General features: G+C 45.5%; 17 protein-coding genes and 1 tRNA gene. 10 read left to right on the top strand and 8 right to left on the bottom strand.

Going from position 1 to position 16,328, the window contains the following annotated elements; all coding sequences use genetic code 11:
• Positions 1-4: 4 nt before the first annotated feature.
• Positions 5-910: a DMT family transporter gene (locus tag ABXT42_RS11415; RefSeq protein WP_443628268.1), complete on the bottom strand. Its 906-nt coding sequence runs from the start codon at positions 908-910 to the stop codon at positions 5-7.
• Between the two features lie 187 nt (positions 911-1,097).
• On the opposite strand from ABXT42_RS11415, the gene nrdR reads away from it, so the two are divergent.
• The 7 genes from nrdR to ABXT42_RS11380 all read left to right on the top strand — a co-directional run bounded on the left by nrdR (position 1,098) and on the right by ABXT42_RS11380 (position 6,328).
• A complete protein-coding gene (gene nrdR, locus ABXT42_RS11410; RefSeq protein WP_443628267.1) occupies positions 1,098-1,562 on the top strand; it encodes a transcriptional regulator NrdR in 465 nt (154 codons plus the stop codon).
• A 4-nt stretch (positions 1,563-1,566) separates the two neighbouring features.
• Positions 1,567-2,706, top strand: coding sequence for a bifunctional diaminohydroxyphosphoribosylaminopyrimidine deaminase/5-amino-6-(5-phosphoribosylamino)uracil reductase RibD (gene ribD, locus ABXT42_RS11405; protein WP_443628266.1), 1,140 nt, complete (start codon positions 1,567-1,569; stop codon positions 2,704-2,706).
• A gap of 91 nt (positions 2,707-2,797) precedes the next feature.
• Positions 2,798-3,907, top strand: coding sequence for a bifunctional 3,4-dihydroxy-2-butanone-4-phosphate synthase/GTP cyclohydrolase II (gene ribBA / locus ABXT42_RS11400; protein WP_443628265.1), 1,110 nt, complete (start codon positions 2,798-2,800; stop codon positions 3,905-3,907).
• Between the two features lie 33 nt (positions 3,908-3,940).
• Positions 3,941-4,414 carry a 6,7-dimethyl-8-ribityllumazine synthase gene (gene ribH / locus ABXT42_RS11395; protein ID WP_443628264.1) on the top strand — a complete coding sequence of 158 codons (474 nt, stop codon included), beginning with the start codon at positions 3,941-3,943 and terminating at the stop codon, positions 4,412-4,414.
• On the top strand, positions 4,415-4,876 hold the full coding sequence (nusB, locus tag ABXT42_RS11390) for a transcription antitermination factor NusB (RefSeq protein ID WP_443628263.1): 462 nt from the start codon (positions 4,415-4,417) through the stop codon (positions 4,874-4,876).
• A gap of 9 nt (positions 4,877-4,885) precedes the next feature.
• Positions 4,886-5,842, top strand: a complete 957-nt coding sequence (thiL, locus tag ABXT42_RS11385; protein ID WP_443628262.1) for a thiamine-phosphate kinase — start codon at positions 4,886-4,888, stop codon at positions 5,840-5,842.
• A 9-nt stretch (positions 5,843-5,851) separates the two neighbouring features.
• Positions 5,852-6,328: a phosphatidylglycerophosphatase A family protein gene (locus ABXT42_RS11380; RefSeq protein ID WP_443628261.1), complete on the top strand. Its 477-nt coding sequence runs from the start codon at positions 5,852-5,854 to the stop codon at positions 6,326-6,328.
• Here ABXT42_RS11380 and ABXT42_RS11375 read toward each other — a convergent pair.
• Positions 6,325-6,831 (bottom strand): disulfide bond formation protein B, encoded by a 507-nt coding sequence (locus ABXT42_RS11375; RefSeq protein WP_443628260.1) that lies wholly within the window; start codon positions 6,829-6,831, stop codon positions 6,325-6,327. The genes ABXT42_RS11380 and ABXT42_RS11375 overlap by 4 nt on opposite strands.
• 234 nt (positions 6,832-7,065) lie before the next feature.
• Positions 7,066-7,404 carry a P-II family nitrogen regulator gene (gene glnK, locus ABXT42_RS11370; protein WP_443628259.1) on the bottom strand — a complete coding sequence of 113 codons (339 nt, stop codon included), beginning with the start codon at positions 7,402-7,404 and terminating at the stop codon, positions 7,066-7,068.
• 284 nt (positions 7,405-7,688) lie between these two features.
• Between glnK and ABXT42_RS11365 the strand changes: the two genes are divergently transcribed.
• Both ABXT42_RS11365 and rep read left to right on the top strand, forming a co-directional pair.
• Entirely contained in the window at positions 7,689-9,200 is a 1,512-nt protein-coding gene (locus ABXT42_RS11365; protein ID WP_443628258.1) for a YifB family Mg chelatase-like AAA ATPase, read from the top strand.
• Positions 9,201-9,278: 78 nt separating this feature from the next.
• Positions 9,279-11,297: a DNA helicase Rep gene (gene rep, locus ABXT42_RS11360; RefSeq protein ID WP_443628257.1), complete on the top strand. Its 2,019-nt coding sequence runs from the start codon at positions 9,279-9,281 to the stop codon at positions 11,295-11,297.
• Here the strand turns inward: rep and ABXT42_RS11355 are convergent.
• Positions 11,294-12,151 carry a DMT family transporter gene (locus ABXT42_RS11355; RefSeq protein WP_443628256.1) on the bottom strand — a complete coding sequence of 286 codons (858 nt, stop codon included), beginning with the start codon at positions 12,149-12,151 and terminating at the stop codon, positions 11,294-11,296. The two genes, rep and ABXT42_RS11355, sit on opposite strands and share 4 nt — an antisense overlap.
• 67 nt (positions 12,152-12,218) lie before the next feature.
• Positions 12,219-12,656 (bottom strand): c-type cytochrome, encoded by a 438-nt coding sequence (locus ABXT42_RS11350; protein ID WP_443628255.1) that lies wholly within the window; start codon positions 12,654-12,656, stop codon positions 12,219-12,221.
• Positions 12,657-12,923: 267 nt separating this feature from the next.
• Here ABXT42_RS11350 and ABXT42_RS11345 point away from each other — a divergent pair.
• Positions 12,924-13,000 (top strand) — tRNA-Arg (locus tag ABXT42_RS11345).
• Between the two features lie 181 nt (positions 13,001-13,181).
• On the opposite strand, the gene sucD is transcribed toward ABXT42_RS11345, so the two are convergent.
• The 3 genes from sucD to ABXT42_RS11330 are packed head-to-tail and all read right to left on the bottom strand — an operon-like array spanning position 13,182 to position 16,260.
• Entirely contained in the window at positions 13,182-14,084 is a 903-nt protein-coding gene (gene sucD / locus ABXT42_RS11340) for a succinate--CoA ligase subunit alpha (RefSeq protein WP_443628254.1), read from the bottom strand.
• Entirely contained in the window at positions 14,084-15,274 is a 1,191-nt protein-coding gene (locus tag ABXT42_RS11335) for a malate--CoA ligase subunit beta (RefSeq protein ID WP_443628253.1), read from the bottom strand. The genes sucD and ABXT42_RS11335 overlap by 1 nt, the downstream gene beginning before the upstream one ends.
• A gap of 29 nt (positions 15,275-15,303) precedes the next feature.
• A complete protein-coding gene (locus tag ABXT42_RS11330; protein ID WP_443628252.1) occupies positions 15,304-16,260 on the bottom strand; it encodes an HpcH/HpaI aldolase/citrate lyase family protein in 957 nt (318 codons plus the stop codon).
• Positions 16,261-16,328 lie beyond the last annotated feature (68 nt).

The raw sequence follows: 16,328 nt of genomic DNA, 5'->3' as shown, positions 1-16,328 counted from the left end.
GGCCTTAGTGGCTCAAAAATAGCACGCTACTACCTATTACCACGAGCCCAGCACCTAGCCACGAACCAAGGCTAGGGCGCTGCCCAGTAATAAACCAAACCACGGGTAATATGAGTACTGGGGTGATGGCTGATAAGGTCATTACAATGCCCACTTCTCCTGCGCCCAAGGCATAAACGACTAGCGTCATGCCTAACACTAAGCCTAAGGTTGCACTGGACATAGTGCGCAAAACAAAGGTAACAGTTGGCTTGGCATTAGCTTTAGCCCATGCAAATGGTAGCAAGCGCACAAGTAACAGCACCACAGCAGCAAAGCCTACTCTAATTGCTGAAGCTGCAATGGGATCTGCTCCAGCTAATAATACAGGCTTAGCCATAACCGCTCCTGCAGCTTGGCCAAATGCAGCAGTAAGCCCTAGCAAAATGCCTAAACCTAAATGGCCGCTAATTTTTTCTAGGCGGTGTTCACCCGAAGCTTTGCGTCCCCACCAGACTGCATTTACCACGCCTGCCAAAATTAACCCACAACCAATGAGTAAGTTGGTACTTAGGGTTTCACCCAACCAAAGAAAACCCATACCAGCAGCCATAGGCGCGCTGGTGGCAAACAATACTGAATTGCGTCTTGGGCCAATGCGCTTCAAAGCTTGCATTAACGCGGTGTCTCCTACCACAATACCCACTAAGCTAGAGCCGATAAGAGCGATTACGGCGTTGTCTGTCATGCTAGACCACAAACCCATAACACTGGTGATAACAATAAGCACAGTAGCAGCAAACACAACTCTATAGCGATTAAACGCCACAGCGCCAAAGTGGTGAACGCCTGGGGCGGCTAGAATAGCAGTGAAAGTCCAGCATATTGCCGCGCCTAACGCGGCTAATTCAGCCAAAGGTAAGTTGCTCATGTTATTCCGTTAAAATGAAGACGTGCGCAAGAATAGCAGTTATTGGTTCTAAATCCACTCATTAGTATAATACATTCTAATACTAAGGCCTTCGTGCCTAGGCCACTGCAAGCTTATTAGCCCAGAGCCAAATATTAAGGCTATAATGCCCTATGGATTACTCCTTCAAACTACAGGCATAACACCTATGCATTGCCCCTTTTGCAGCAACCCAGAAACCAAAGTAATCGACTCTCGCTTAGTGGGTGAAGGGACACAAATTCGCCGTAGGCGAGAATGCTTAACGTGCAATGAGCGTGTCACTACGTTTGAAGTGGCAGAATTATTAATGCCAAGAATAGTAAAACAAGATGGCACACGTCAGCCCTTTGATGAAGAAAAACTACGCGCAGGTATTTTAAGATCTTTAGAAAAGCGTCCAGTGAGTATAGAAGCGATAGAAGCCAGCATTAACCGTATTAAACAAGCACTTAGAGCAGGCGGCGAGCGAGAAGTAGGCACTCAGTTAGTAGGTGAAGCTGTAATGGCGCAGTTGCGTAAATTAGACGAAGTGGCTTATGTGCGCTTTGCCTCTGTGTATCGTAGCTTTAAAGACCTTAATGAATTTAGGGCCGAGATCGAACGTTTAGAACAAGAGCATCAAGGTAGCTAAGCTAATGGCGCATCAATTTAACCACGAACACTTTATGGAACTAGCCTTAGAGCAAGCAAGTAACGCACAGCTTATTGCTAGGCCTAATCCAGCGGTTGGATGCGTATTAGTGAAGCAAAACCAAGTCATTGGTACGGGTTTCACGCAAGAAGCAGGTGGCCCCCATGCTGAAGTGATGGCGATAAAAGCCGCTGCTGGCAATGCTGCAGGCGCCACAGCCTATGTCACCTTAGAGCCTTGCAGTCATCAAGGTCGTACGCCGCCATGCAGTCTGGCGCTAATCAAAGCGGGTGTAGCTTGCGTTGTATATGGTTGCCAAGACCCTAATCCCAAAGTTGCTGGACATGGTTTAGCCCACTTGCGCGCTGCAGGTGTAGAGGTGATTGGGCCAGTAATGCAAGCGCAGTGCGAGGAATCTAATAAGGCGTTTTTTCAGCGCATTACCACTAACAAACCTTATGTTATTAATAAGATGGCTATGAGTTTAGACGGGCGCACGGCAATGGCGTCTGGCGAAAGCCAATGGATTACTGGCCCAAAAGCACGCGCCCAAGTTCACCTTTTAAGGGCTCAAAGCTGTGCAATAATTACTGGTATTGGTTCGGTGTTAAGAGATGATCCTAGCATGAACGCACGGGCACAAGAGCTGAAGATATCAGGTGTGCCTGATACCACGGTCAAACGTATGAAACAGCCTTTGCGGGTGATATTAGATAGCCAGTTACGGATGCCTGTTACTGCCAAGCTATTGCAACAGTCAGGGCCAGTGCTAGTGGTCACCTGTGTGACAGATCTTAAATTGCATAAGCCTTTGGTTGATGCAGGGGCAGAGCTTGTGGTGTGTGCTCTAAACGATGATGAAAAAGTGGATTTAGCCGCCGTGCTAAAAGTGCTCAGCCAAAGGCAGTGTAATCAAGTTTTAGTAGAAGCTGGAGCTGGGTTAAGTGGTGCTTTTTTAACGGAAGGTCTAACAGATCACCTAGTCGTGTATATGGCGCCTAAGCTGTTAGGCAGCAAAGCCAAAGCTTTATTTAACCTGCCATTAGATAAAATGTCACAAGCCTATGGCCTAGATATTAAACACATCTCACAAGTAGGCCATGATTGGCGCATTGATGCCACCCCAAAAAGCGCTGATAGCTAGCCACTGCCAACGAAATCTGGCACAATAGCCGGCTAAATTACCTACCCACCACTTCGTTGTGTAGGCCTTGAATTTAAGTATAGGTTATCACATGCACATGAACACCTCAGTAGAGCTGATCGAAGACCTGCGACAAGGCAAAATGATCATTCTTATGGATGATGAAGATCGTGAAAACGAAGGTGATCTTGTAATGGTGGCCGAGCAAGTGCGGCCAGAAGATATTAACTTTATGGCCAAGCATGCACGTGGCCTTATCTGTCTTACGCTATCTCGCGAACATTGCGCTAAGCTAGATTTGCCGCTTATGGTAAAAAGTAATGGCACAGCCTACGAAACCAATTTTACAGTGTCCATTGAAGCTGCCGAAGGAGTCACTACCGGTATTTCTGCAGCAGATCGGGCTTACACTATTCGTACAGCGGTGGCAGCAGATGTGAAGCCAGATGACATTGTGCAGCCAGGCCACATATTTCCATTGATGGCAAAAGAAGGTGGTGTGCTAACACGCGCAGGCCATACAGAAGCAGGATGTGATTTGGCTCGGCTTGCAGGCTACTCGCCAGCCGCCGCCATTGTTGAAATTATGAATGATGATGGCACTATGGCTCGTCGTGATGACTTGATGAAGTTTGCTGCTGAACATGATCTCAAAATTGGCACCATTGCAGATTTGATTCACTTTCGTAATCTCAACGAAAAGACTGTTAATAAAGTGAGTCATCACTTGCTGCCCACACGGCACGGAGATTTCAGTCTACATACCTACGAAGACAATATTTACGGGGGCACGCACCTAGCACTCACGATGGGCGACATTAAGCCACAAGACTCCACCATTGTGCGTGTGCACCAAGCTGACGTATTACGCGACCTAGTGGGGGCAGTACCTTCTGCACCTAAGTGGACTATCGACTCTTGTCTTGAGCGTATTGCTAAAGAAGGCCAAGGAGTATTGGTGTTACTGGGGCAAACGGAAGATCGCAACTTACAAGGCAGCATAGATGCCTTTTTTGACACGGCGGTACCTCGCCAATTTAATACAGATGGCTCTGGAGCTTACTTAAATGTAGGTACTGGCTCACAAATTTTACGTGACTTAGGCGTGGGTAAAATGCGTCTATTGAGTCAAGAAATGAAATTCAATGCCATTTCTGGCTTTGATTTAGAAATTGAAGAATATATCGACTGCGAAGATTAAGCAGTTGATGCAGGATAATTGGAGGAAAAATATATGTCTGTAACTCATATTGAAGGACGTTTTGACGATGCCAATGGCCACTACACCTTAGTTGTAGGTCGTTTTAACTCATTTGTAGTAGAAAGCCTTGTTGATGGCGCGTTGGATACACTAAAGCGCCACGGAGTGGACGCGAATAATATTCGTGTTATACGAGTACCTGGTGCCTTTGAAATTCCGTTAGTAGCACAAAAAATTGCCCAGCAAGGCAAAGACGATGCCATTATTACCCTTGGTGCTGTCATCCGTGGAGGTACGCCACACTTTGAATACGTCTCTGGTGAAGCCTCTTCTGGAATCAGCAAGGTTGGCTTAGACCATGGTATTCCTGTAGCAAATGGCGTACTAACCGTAAATTCTATAGAACAAGCGATTGAACGTGCAGGTACCAAAGCAGGTAATAAAGGCGCAGAAGCCGCTATGTCTGCACTAGAAATGGTTAGTTTGTTACGTCAGTTAGAGGCATAAATGAACGCAAATAAAGGTCGCCCAGACCGTCGCCGTGCAGCTAGAGAATTAGCGCTGCAGGCCTTGTATCAAATGCACATGAGTGGCGCTAGCGCTGTAGATGTGCAAGCTGAATTTTTAGTAGATCAAGATTTTAAAAATGCAGATAAGCGTATGTTTGGCCAACTTTTGCGTGGTGTTGCCGCACAAACAGAAAGCCTTGATGTGATGATTGAACAGTATTTGGATCGTAAGTTGTCAGATTTAGACCCAATTGAGCTTAATGTATTACGCATGGGGGCCTATGAATTAAGTGATTCTGTATCAGTGCCCTATCGTGTTGTAATCAACGAATGTATTGAGCTGGGTAAAGTATTTGGCGCTACCGATGGCCACAAATACGTGAACAGTATTTTAGATAAAATCGCACTAGATCACCGTTTAGTAGAAATTACAGCTAAACAAAAAGCTAGCGCTAGCTAGGCAGACCTTGTGACCATTATAGGCGAATTTGATTTAATCAAACGCTACTTTGACCGCCCAGAGCTTCGGCCTGGGCCCGCCATGGCTCTTGGCCCTGGTGACGATTGCGCCTTGCTCCAACTCCCTCCCAACCATCAACTTTGCGTCAGCAGTGACACCTTTGTGTCTGGTGTACATTTCTTTGCTGATATGTCTGCCAGCCAAATAGCCCAGCGTTGTTTGGCTGCTAGTGTGAGTGATTTGGCTGCAATGGGAGCCACTCCTGCATGGTTTAACCTATGCCTCACTATGCCCAGCGCAGATGCACCTTGGATGGATAGTTTTAGCCAAGGGCTAGCTGCTAAAGCAGGAGCCTGTAAGATTAGCTTAGCCGGTGGAGACACAACTTGTGGGCCTCTGGCTATTAGTATTCATGCTATGGGTTGGGTGCCGGTTGGGCAAGCCATTACACGAAGTGGTGCAAAAATAGGCAATGTTATTATGGTTTCTGGCAGTTTAGGAGACTCCGCAGGTGGGCTGACTATTATGCAGCAACAGCGTGATGCCTCAGATCTATTGAGTCAGCGCTTTTACAATCCCACACCACGCATAGACCTTGGTCACTGGTTAAGAGGCAAAGCAACTGCATGTTTGGATGTTTCTGATGGTCTAGTACAAGACTTGGGGCACATCCTTAAAGCCAGTGGCTGTGGAGCTGATCTCAATTTAGCAGATCTGCCTTTGTCTGGCGCACTGCGTGCTCATGTGCCGCTTAACCAAGCTCAAGATTATGCACTTAACGGTGGAGAAGATTTTGAGCTATGTTTCACTTTGCCTGCTGAGCTTGTCAATGAAGCACAAGCCTACGCAGCGGCTCAAAATCTGCCTCTTACAGTAATAGGCCGTATTACTGACACGCTAGGCTGCAGAATTTGGAACTCCAATGGCAGCCTATATACAGCCCCTCAAGGCTATCAACACTTTTAAGGGTACGATATGAAAACCACTATTGTAAAACCTAACTGGTTAAATCCGGTACATATGCTCGCTTTTGGTTTCGGCAGTGGTGCAGCACCAAAGGCGCCTGGCACTTTTGGCACTATTGCTGCGGTATTGCTTTATTGGCCTTTATCAAAGCTTAGCTTTGACCATTATATGCTAATGATTTTAGTGACTAGCGTGGTGGGTGTTTATTTGTGTGGTAAAACGGCAAAAGATTTAGGTGTGCACGACCATGGTGGTATCGTTTGGGATGAGTTTGTAGGCTTTTGGATCACTATGATTGCGGCACCAGCAGGCTGGGTATGGATTTTGGTGGGATTTGTATTGTTTCGTTTTTTTGATATCGTTAAGCCATGGCCCATTAACTGGATTGACAAAAAAATATCCGGTGGGTTTGGCATTATGTTAGATGATGTTATTGCAGGAGTAATGGCGGCCCTAGTGTTACAGGGCCTAGCCTGGTGGGTTTAAACCAATATTATTTTGGTAGAGACCATGGTCAAACGAAGGCAATAAATTGCCAACAAAATAAACAATATCAAGCTCCAACCTGCAATAGACAAGCCTAAGAAGCTCCACAGCACTTCAGCACAAGATCCCGAACCTTTAATCATGGCCACGAATACATCCATAAATGGGAATGCATCAACCATATAGCTAAAGCTAGGGCCACAAGCAGGCACAAGGTCTGCAGGTAAGCTTTGTAAATATAGCTGGCGTACAGCCAAACCTATACCCGCTAAGCTAAGTATGAATAGCACAAACCCATAACGCTTGTGGCCACCAAAATAAGGATTATGCAAAGCAGCCAGCATGAACACAAAGGCCATGGCTAGATAAACAAAACGCTGGCCCATACAAAGCATGCAAGGGTCTAAGCCCATTGCAAATTCCATATACAATGCGTTGGCCAAAATCGCCATACAAGCGATTAACCCAAGTATAAACTCCGTTCGAAAACCAGCATGTTTCATGTTATCTCATCTACTCTTAGTATATTGTGGCTGATACCACCTTATTATTATCTGCTTTCTTTATTCAGCGTTCAAATTAATCATCTTTTGATAAATAAGAAAGCTGACACAATATACAAGATAATTCGCCGCCATTAAACCCTAAGAGGTGTTTAATCCTAGAAATAGTGAAAAAACGAGAATAACGTAACGTTAAGTTCGTATTAAATGATATTTAATGCTGATTTGATCATATTAAAGAGCTTCTGAACCTGTTTCACCGGTACGGATACGGATAGCTTGTTCTAAGTTGACTACAAAAATCTTGCCGTCACCGATCTTTCCAGTGTTAGCAGTGTTACTGATCACTTCAATTACCTGATCTACCAGATTATCGTCAACGGCAGCTTCAATTTTAACCTTGGGTAAAAAATCAACCACATATTCTGCGCCACGATAAAGTTCAGTATGACCTTTTTGACGACCAAACCCCTTCACTTCAGTGACCGTAACACCTTGTACGCCCATATCTGAAAGAGCCTCACGAACATCATCTAATTTAAACGGTTTAATAATTGCGCTAACCAATTTCATTTGGAGCTCCTTTGCACTAATAAGTTATAAATGGCACATCGCCTAGCATAGAATGTTGCAGGGATTGTGCCAACTTTATTGACCAAAAAAACACCAAAAAAACACCAAAAAAGCGCTAATATTGGGTATTTAATAGAATTAATCCATAATTAAAGTAAAGCAGGCCCAAACTAGCGCAGTGCTTGAGCATAGCGCACCGAATTAGGGCGTGTTTACAACTGATAGTGCAGTATTCACATCAACTGCTAGACTTAACAAGTATTCAATTTAGCCAAGGACAGGCCATGTCGTATGCTCTTACCTATAGCCGCGCTTATGTGGGTGTAGAAGCTCCTTTAGTGAGTGTTGAAACCCATCTTAGTGGCGGATTGCCAGCACTAACCATAGTAGGCCTGCCAGAAACTGCAGTTAGAGAAAGTAAGGACCGTGTACGCAGTGCCATTATTAATGCAGGGTTTGAGTTTCCCACCAAGCGCATCACTATTAATCTTGCCCCAGCAGATTTACCCAAAGAAGGTGGTCGTTTTGATCTAGCCATCGCGGTTGGGCTCTTAGCTGCTAGTGGCCAGCTGCCGGTAGATGAAGTAAAAGGTTATGAGTTTGTGGCTGAGCTTGCATTAAGCTCAGAGCTTAGGTGCTGCCCCGCTATTTTGAGCGCATCGGTAGGTTGTCAAGGTAGCCATAGAATAATGGTAGTGGCACCAGATAATGCAGCAGAATCAACGTTGCCTAAAGACAGCCGCGTGCTTTGCCCTAGGCACTTAAATGAACTGAGCCAGTGGCTACATCACCCAGAAAAACAAATCAGCCCAACGCCATCACAATACACTGAGTATCACTCCCCAAGTGCCGAACTATCAGATGTGCGCGGGCAAGAACAAGCTAAGCGGGCTTTAATTATCGCCGCTGCAGGCCACCATAACTTACTGATGTGTGGTCCACCTGGAACGGGTAAAACTATGTTAGCTCAGCGCTTACATGGGCTTTTAGCCCCCCTTTCGCAAGCTCAAGCATTATCACTTGGGGCTATTAACTCAAGCTTAGGTTTATTTAACCCAAATACCTGGCGACAAGCCCCTTGGCGAGCACCGCATCATAGCGCTTCAGCGGTGTCGCTAGTGGGAGGTGGACGAGTGCCAAGGGCGGGTGAAATTAGCCAGGCACACCATGGGGTATTATTTCTAGACGAATTAGCTGAATTTCCACGACACGTGCTTGATAGCCTAAGACAACCGCTTGAAAGCGGAGAAATACATCTTTCACGGGCAGCCTATCAAAGCATATTGCCTGCGCAATTTCTGCTTATAGCCGCCACAAACCCTTGCCCATGTGGCTACTATGGAGACGAGCACAACACCTGCCGCTGCACATCCACTAGAGTGGCTAACTATTTACAGCGTTTGTCTGGGCCACTGTTAGATCGCTTAGATCTGCAAGTAGCCGTGCAACGCCCTTGCGCTGCTGCGCTTATGGCTCCTCAAGAAGGCATGACTACCAAAGAAGCGGCCAAATGGATCTTAGTGGCACAACAACGCCAGCTAGACCGCAGTGGCACACTTAATGGCTTGCTGCCTGCGGCACAACTAGCCACCCACGCTGCTCTTAAGCCAACACAACAAAAGGTGCTAGCTAGCGCCATTACTGGCTTAAAACTCTCACCTCGTGGAGTGCACAAAGTGCTAAGAGTAGCGCGCACCATTGCAGACTTAGACGCGCAAGAAGCAATCGACAAACATCACCTGCTAGAGGCGTTAAGTTATAGACGCCTTGATGTATTGACCATGGAGAGCCAATAAATATAACAGGCATGTGAGCGAGAAAACGCCTATAATGCGCAGCTAATTTTAGATACATTGATACCGAGTTAGCATACTGTGAGCCGCCTTAATCCACGCCAGCAAGAAGCCCTAGAAGCCATCACCGGGCCAGTATTGGTATTGGCAGGCGCTGGGTCTGGCAAAACCAGTGTAATCACCCAAAAAATTGCTTACTTAATCGGAGAGTGTGGCCTTAAAGGGCATCAAATTATTGCCCTCACCTTTACCAATAAATCTGCTAGAGAAATGAAAGAGCGGGTGGGTAACTTGATGACAGGTAAGGAAGCTCGTGGCCTTACAGTGTCTACCTTTCACAACTTAGGGCTTAATATCATCCGTAAAGAAGTAGAGGCACTGGGATATAAACCTGGATTTTCTATTTTTGATTCACAAGATGTATTGGCCCTATTAAAAGACCTTACCCACAAAGAGTTTGAAGCTGCAGAAGACTCATGTGAACCTATTCAGCACCTTATCTCTAATTGGAAAAATGACCTCATTAGCCCCTCTCGTGCCATGGCAGGAGCTAATGGCCCAGAGCAAGCGTTGGCTGCGCGGGTATATGAGTCTTATCAAAAAACCCTCAAGCTTTACAATGGTGTAGATTTTGATGACTTGATTTTACAGCCAGTGGAGCTATTTAAAGCACGGGCAGACATTTTAGAAAAGTGGCAAAACAAAGTGCGCTACTTGCTGGTAGATGAATATCAAGACACCAATAGCTCACAATATTTATTAGTGAAGCAGTTAGTGGGCCATCGCAGCAACTTTACTGTGGTAGGCGATGATGACCAATCTATTTATGCATGGCGTGGCGCTAGGCCAGAAAACTTGGCAGAGCTACAGGCAGATTTCCCCTCTTTAAAAGTGGTAAAACTAGAGCAAAACTATCGCTCTACTGGCCGTATATTAAAAGTAGCCAACCAACTGATTGCTAATAATCCTCATGAGTTTAGTAAGGCTTTGTGGAGCGATAAGGCCTTTGGCGACCCTATAAGAGTGATCAGTTGTCGCAATGAAGACGCCGAAGCCGAGCGTATTGCTACAGAGATTTTACAATTTCAATTACAAAATGAGGCCGAATTTAGAGATTTTGCCATACTCTATCGTAGTAACCACCAATCAAGGTTGATGGAGCTAAAGCTACAGTCTTATAAAGTGCCTTACAAAATAAGTGGGGGGCAATCGTTTTTCTCTCGTACAGAGGTGAAAGACATAATGGCCTACTTGAAGATTTTGCTAAATCCGGCAGATGACAACGCCTTCTTGCGAATTGTGAACACGCCAAGGCGAGAAATTGGTGCGGCAACTTTAGAAAAATTGGTGAACTATGCCAACCAACGTGGTGAAAGCCTTATTCGCTCTTGCCAAGAGATTGGCCTAGAGCAGTTTATCACTGGCGCTGCACTAGCTAGAGTTAAAGAGTTTGGTAGTTGGATAGAGCATCTTTCGCAAAAATCGCAACAAGAAGACCCCATAGCCAGTGTGCGCCAAATGGTGCGAGACATGGAATACCAAGATTGGCTATTACAAACCAGCAGTGGCCCACCTATGGCAGAAAAACGCATGGCCAACGTTGAAACGCTTATTTCTTCCTTGCAGACGTCTCTAGAAAAAGCAGTAGAAAAAAATGACAATGCCGACATGGGTGATGCAGTAGCACGGTTGGTATTAATGGACTTGCTAGAGCGCCAAGAAGAAGAAGACGAAACTGACAGAGTGCAAATGATGACCTTGCACTCTGCTAAAGGGCTAGAGTTTCCCCATGTGTTTTTAATGGGCATGGAAGAAGAGCTATTACCACACAGAAACGCCGTAGAAGAGGGCAACGTGGAAGAAGAGCGTCGTCTAGCATATGTAGGCATCACCAGAGCCAAGCGCACTTTAGCCATCACTCTAGCTCGTAAGCGCAAACAATATGGTGAGCTTATAGAATGCTCACCGAGCCGGTTTTTAGAAGAGCTGCCAGAAGAAGACTTAGAGTGGCAAGGTCGTGGTGATGATGATCCTAAGAAAAACGAAGCCCAAGGCCAAGCCACACTAGCTGGCCTTAAAGGCATGTTTGCAGACTTTTAAGACGTCCTTTTTTGCCCGCTACGCCATTGATAAAGGCTATGCAACAACAAAGTGCCTACTACTAAAGAACCACCTTGCACTGCGGTAGCACTTGGGATGTCATTTAACACCAACCATACCCAAACTGGCCCAACAGCGGTCTCTAATAGCATCAGCATGCCTACCTCTGCTGCAGGAATACGCATAGGGCCTATAGTGATCAAGCAAAAAGCGATTGGGCTCACAAACAAACACAACAACACCATATACCACCAGCTATCGCCAGACAGTGCCATAGGGTTGCCCATAAACAAGCTGACTAAGGCCACAGCTAAGCCGGCTAATATTAATGTGGGCGTCATATCTCTGTGGCTAACAGCGCGGTCATTCACAAACTTTGCAGCCAAAGACACGCAGCATAGTAAAGCTAGCATGTCGCCTAAAAAATTAGGCTCAGACCAAGACCCAAGCAAGACCCAGGCGATGCCCAACATGGACAATACAATAGCGGCCCAAGTGACGGGTTTGGGCATTTCTCTCAAAAATAGCCACCCAAGTATGGCGGCAAAAAGAGGTTGTGAGCTAATAATAACCAATACATTGGCTACACTGCTTAAATTGATCGACATGACAAATGCGATAGTGCTCACGGTCATGAAAAAAGAAGACCTAAGCGATGCTGCATCCATAGGCATGAAAGGTTGTGTGGACTTTTGTAGCATAAGTAAAACCACAACACTTACGCTCAACAATAAACCACGCCAAAATAATAGGGTAAAAGAATCGGCCGAAATTAACAGGATTAGCAAGCCATCAAAGCTTAGAACCAATACGCCAGTGGCCGTGAGTAAAATACCTTTAATATATTCAGACATAGTAAGCCTTATTTTTATTAATGCACAAAAAACCCGGCAAAGGCCGGGCTTTTATACATCTAGCTAATTACTTAGAGTTATCAACTAGGTATGTAACAGCGCTGCTGATTTCGTCCTTGTCACATTTTTTGCACATACCCTTAGCAGGCATGCCTTTGTAACCATAAAAAGCATTAGAAAATAATTTTTCTAGGCCTTTATCAAGGCGTGGAGTCCAAGCGGCAACATCACCAAGCTTTGGAGCACCAGCAGCACCACTGTCATGGCAAGCAGCACAGCCACTGGCATAAATTTCTTTACCAGTAAGCGGGCCAGCAGGTGCAGCCACTACCACAGCTACAGGGGCTTTACAGCTTTGCCCTTCTACACAGCTTCTACCTACCGCGCTAATGCGCGTTCCAATACTTGCTTCACTATCATGATCAGCAATAACAGTGAATGAACCAAGGCTCAAAAGAATACCAGCTAAAACGCCAAACAAAGCTGCAGGCTTAAATGTAATCACGTGGAATGCCTCATACTAAAAGTAAAAAGAAAGTGAACCAGCAAAAATGCCAGACACCTTATAAAAATTTGAGCCTTATTATAACGGCATTATCACCAAACGGGAAAGGGTCATGAGCTAATCCTTAACATCTGATCTACAAATAGCTAAAAAAGTGACTTAGATCAAGTAAAAATGCCCCACCAAAGACCTTGAACCGCAACCGCAACACACGTATCATACGGCTTCTTCGCAGTAGCCCTATCTATTTCAAGGGTCGTGCAATATGCGCCAGTAGCTCAGCTGGATAGAGTAGCAGGTTCCGATCCTGTTGGTCGGGGGTTCGACTCCCTCCTGGCGCGCCACTTCTTAAATATTATTATTTAATTTTCAATAAGTTAACCCATATGTTTGCGCAACCGCAGAACCTTACAGTAGAACTATCGTTAAACTCACTGTGCATTGCCAATGCTACCTATTGCGCTATTGCAGGTTCAGCGCTCCAAAACCTACACATAGACAACAGGTAGCACCATAAAACCCTCTTTAAGGGGTTAGTGGTGGCATATTATTAAGCACTTCTTGCATGGTTGTGCCAAAGGCTGAAGGGTGAGGCACTACAGTGACACCACATGCTTTTAAGGCCGCTACTTTTTCTACCGCACTTTCGCCAACAGTATTAATAATGGCGCCAGCATGCCCCATACGTTTGCCTTTGGGCGCTGTTAAGCCTGCAATATAACCCACAAGCGGTTTGGTCATATTATCTTTTGCCCATAATGCGGCCTTCACCTCTTGAGACCCACCTATTTCACCAATAATAATCACAGCGTGCGTGTTTGGATCTTGCTCAAAAAACTCTAAATGATCTTTGAATGAACTGCCATTAACCACGTCACCGCCAATGCCCACACTTGTGGATACACCAATACCTAGTGATTTCATTTGTGAGGCGGCCTCATAGCCTAAAGTGCCAGAACGACCGATGATGCCTACATTGCCAGGTAGGTAAATATGCCCTGGCATAATGCCCATCATGCTTTTACCTGGGCTAATGGTGCCTGCACAGTTGGGGCCTGTGAGCACCATACGCTGATCTTTTTTATATCTGCGCATATAACGCTTAACTGTAATCATATCCAAAGTAGGTATGCCATCAGTGATGTTCACACAAAAAGATATACCCGCATCAGCCGCTTCCATAATGCTGTCAGCAGCAAAAGGTGGGGGTACAAATATAATACTTGCAGTGGCACCTGTGTGTTTTACAGCGTCTTTCATGGAATTATAAACAGGTAGGCCAAGATGCATGGAGCCACCTTTACCAGGCGTGACACCGCCTACAACATTAGCGCCATATTGAATCATTTCCTGAGCATGGAAGGTGCCAATTTTTCCAGTGAAGCCCTGAATCAAAATTTTTGTATGTTCGTTAATATGAATAGACATTATGACTCTCCCTTAGCAATTTTTGTTTGCTTGTTGCACTGATTGACCGATTTTTCAGCCGCTTCAAAAAGAGAGTCTGCCAGTATAATAGGTAACCCACTGTCCAATATCACTTGCCTGCCTTTCTCAACATTTGTGCCTGATAACCTAACGATCAAGGGCACCTTAATATCTATTTTTTGCATGGCCAAAACCACACCTTCAGCGATCCAGTCGCAGCGATTAATGCCTGCAAAAATATTCACTAAAATAGCTTCTACACTCTCATCTGAAAGCACCAGCTGAAAAGCTTTTACCACCCGCTCAGGAGACGCGCCGCCTCCAATATCTAAAAAGTTAGCAGGTGCACCACCGGCATAGTTAATCATGTCCATGGTGGCCATGGCCAAACCTGCGCCATTGATAATGCAGCCGATATTGCCATCCAAACCTACATAGCTTAAACCACGATCATAAGCTCTCATTTCGCGCACTTCTTCTTGAGACTTATCCCGCAGCTCCGACACCCTTGGGTGGCGAAATAGCGCATTGTCGTCAAACTCCATCTTGGCATCCAAAGCCTGAAGTTGGCCTTCTTTGGTTACTGCCAAGGGGTTGATTTCTAGCATGCTAGAGTCCAATTCTGTCATGGCTTGATAGCAACCTAATAACAGCTGTGACATTTGGCGTATTTGATTTTTATCCAAACCCAAGGCGAACGCTATTTCCCTAGTTTGAAACGTTTGCAGGCCTACTGCAGGCTCCACTTCAAAGCGAAAAATAGATTCAGGCCTTTGTTCTGCCAAAGTTTCAATGTCCATGCCGCCTTCTACAGAGGCGATGACCGTAATACACTCTCTTGCCCGATCAAGCACAAACGCAAGATAAAGCTCTCGCTCTATATTACAGGCGGCTTCTACATACAATCGGTAGCAGATCTTACCCTCTGGCCCTGTTTGATGGGTGACTAGCTTGGCACCAAGTAGCTCATCAGCAGCTTTACCTACTTCGTCATACTTAGAGCAAAATTTAATGCCCCCTGCTTTGCCTCGTGCACCCGAATGAACTTGTGCCTTTACTAGCCAGCTATCCCCACCTATTTCTATCGCTCTATAGGTGGCTTGCTCTGGGCTATAAGCTAAATTACCTATAGGAATGGGTACGCCATATTCGGCTAAAAGTGCTTTTGCTTGATACTCATGAATATTCATATTGTTCTCCCACTATTAAACAACGTTGTTTAGCTGATTGCTTTTGCAGCAATAATATCGGCTTGTTCAATAATGCACCGAGCCATTCTTTCTGATGCGATATCAATCATCTTTCCATCTAGCTGTGCTGCACCTTTGCCTTCTTTGGCGGCTTGTTTTAAAGCTGCCAAAATGGCTTTAGCACGAGCTACTTCACTTTCAGGAGGAGACATGGCTTCATTGGCTAGGGCGATTTGTGAAGGGTGTATGGCCCACTTGCCTTCATAGCCTAAAGCGGCAGCGCGATGAGCGGCAGCACGATAGCCTTCAGGGTCACTAAAATCGCCAAAGGGGCCATCAATAGCACGCAAACCAAAAGCGCGACATGCTGTAGCAATTTGCACCAAAGCGGTGTGCCACTGGTCGCCTATGGCGCCTGCGCAGTTGTATAGCGGGTTTAGGCCACCAATATTAGTGGTGCGTGCCCGCATGCTGGCTGCATAATCAGCTACGCCAAAATGCAAGGCTTCAAGCCTAGGGCTAGCCTGAGCGATAGACATTACATTAGCACCACCTAAGGCAGTTTCTATTAAGCACTCAATACCTATTTTGTGTTTAATGCCACAGGCTTTTTCAATTTGAGTAAGCAACATATCTACAGCGTATACATCTTCAGATGTACCCACTTTAGGGATTAATATAGTGTGTAAGTTGTGCCCAGCTTGCTCCACGATATCCACAAGATCACGATAAGCGTAATGGGTATCCAGCCCATTAATTCTTACCGACATGGTTTTGCCAGACCAATCGATATCATTAAGGGCGGCAATGATATTTTTGCGGGCTTGAGGTTTGTCATCTGGCACTACAGCATCTTCACAATCCAAAAAGATGTAATCAGCAGCAGATTCAGATGCTTTAATAAACATATGGGGGCTAGAGCCTGGCACTGCTAATTCACTACGTTGTAAACGAGCAGTTGCTTGTTGATATTGCGTAAAACTCATTTGTGAAAACTTCCTAATCTAATGTAAGTGGATGCACAGTAGAGTAGGAAAATTGAATAAACAATGTT

It is taken from the genome of Candidatus Njordibacter sp. Uisw_002 (genome assembly GCF_047730155.1).
Lineage (GTDB): Bacteria > Pseudomonadota > Gammaproteobacteria > Pseudomonadales > Balneatricaceae > Njordibacter.
Note: the sequence above shows the minus strand (reverse complement) of the source record. Positions and strands in the feature narration are given on the sequence as shown.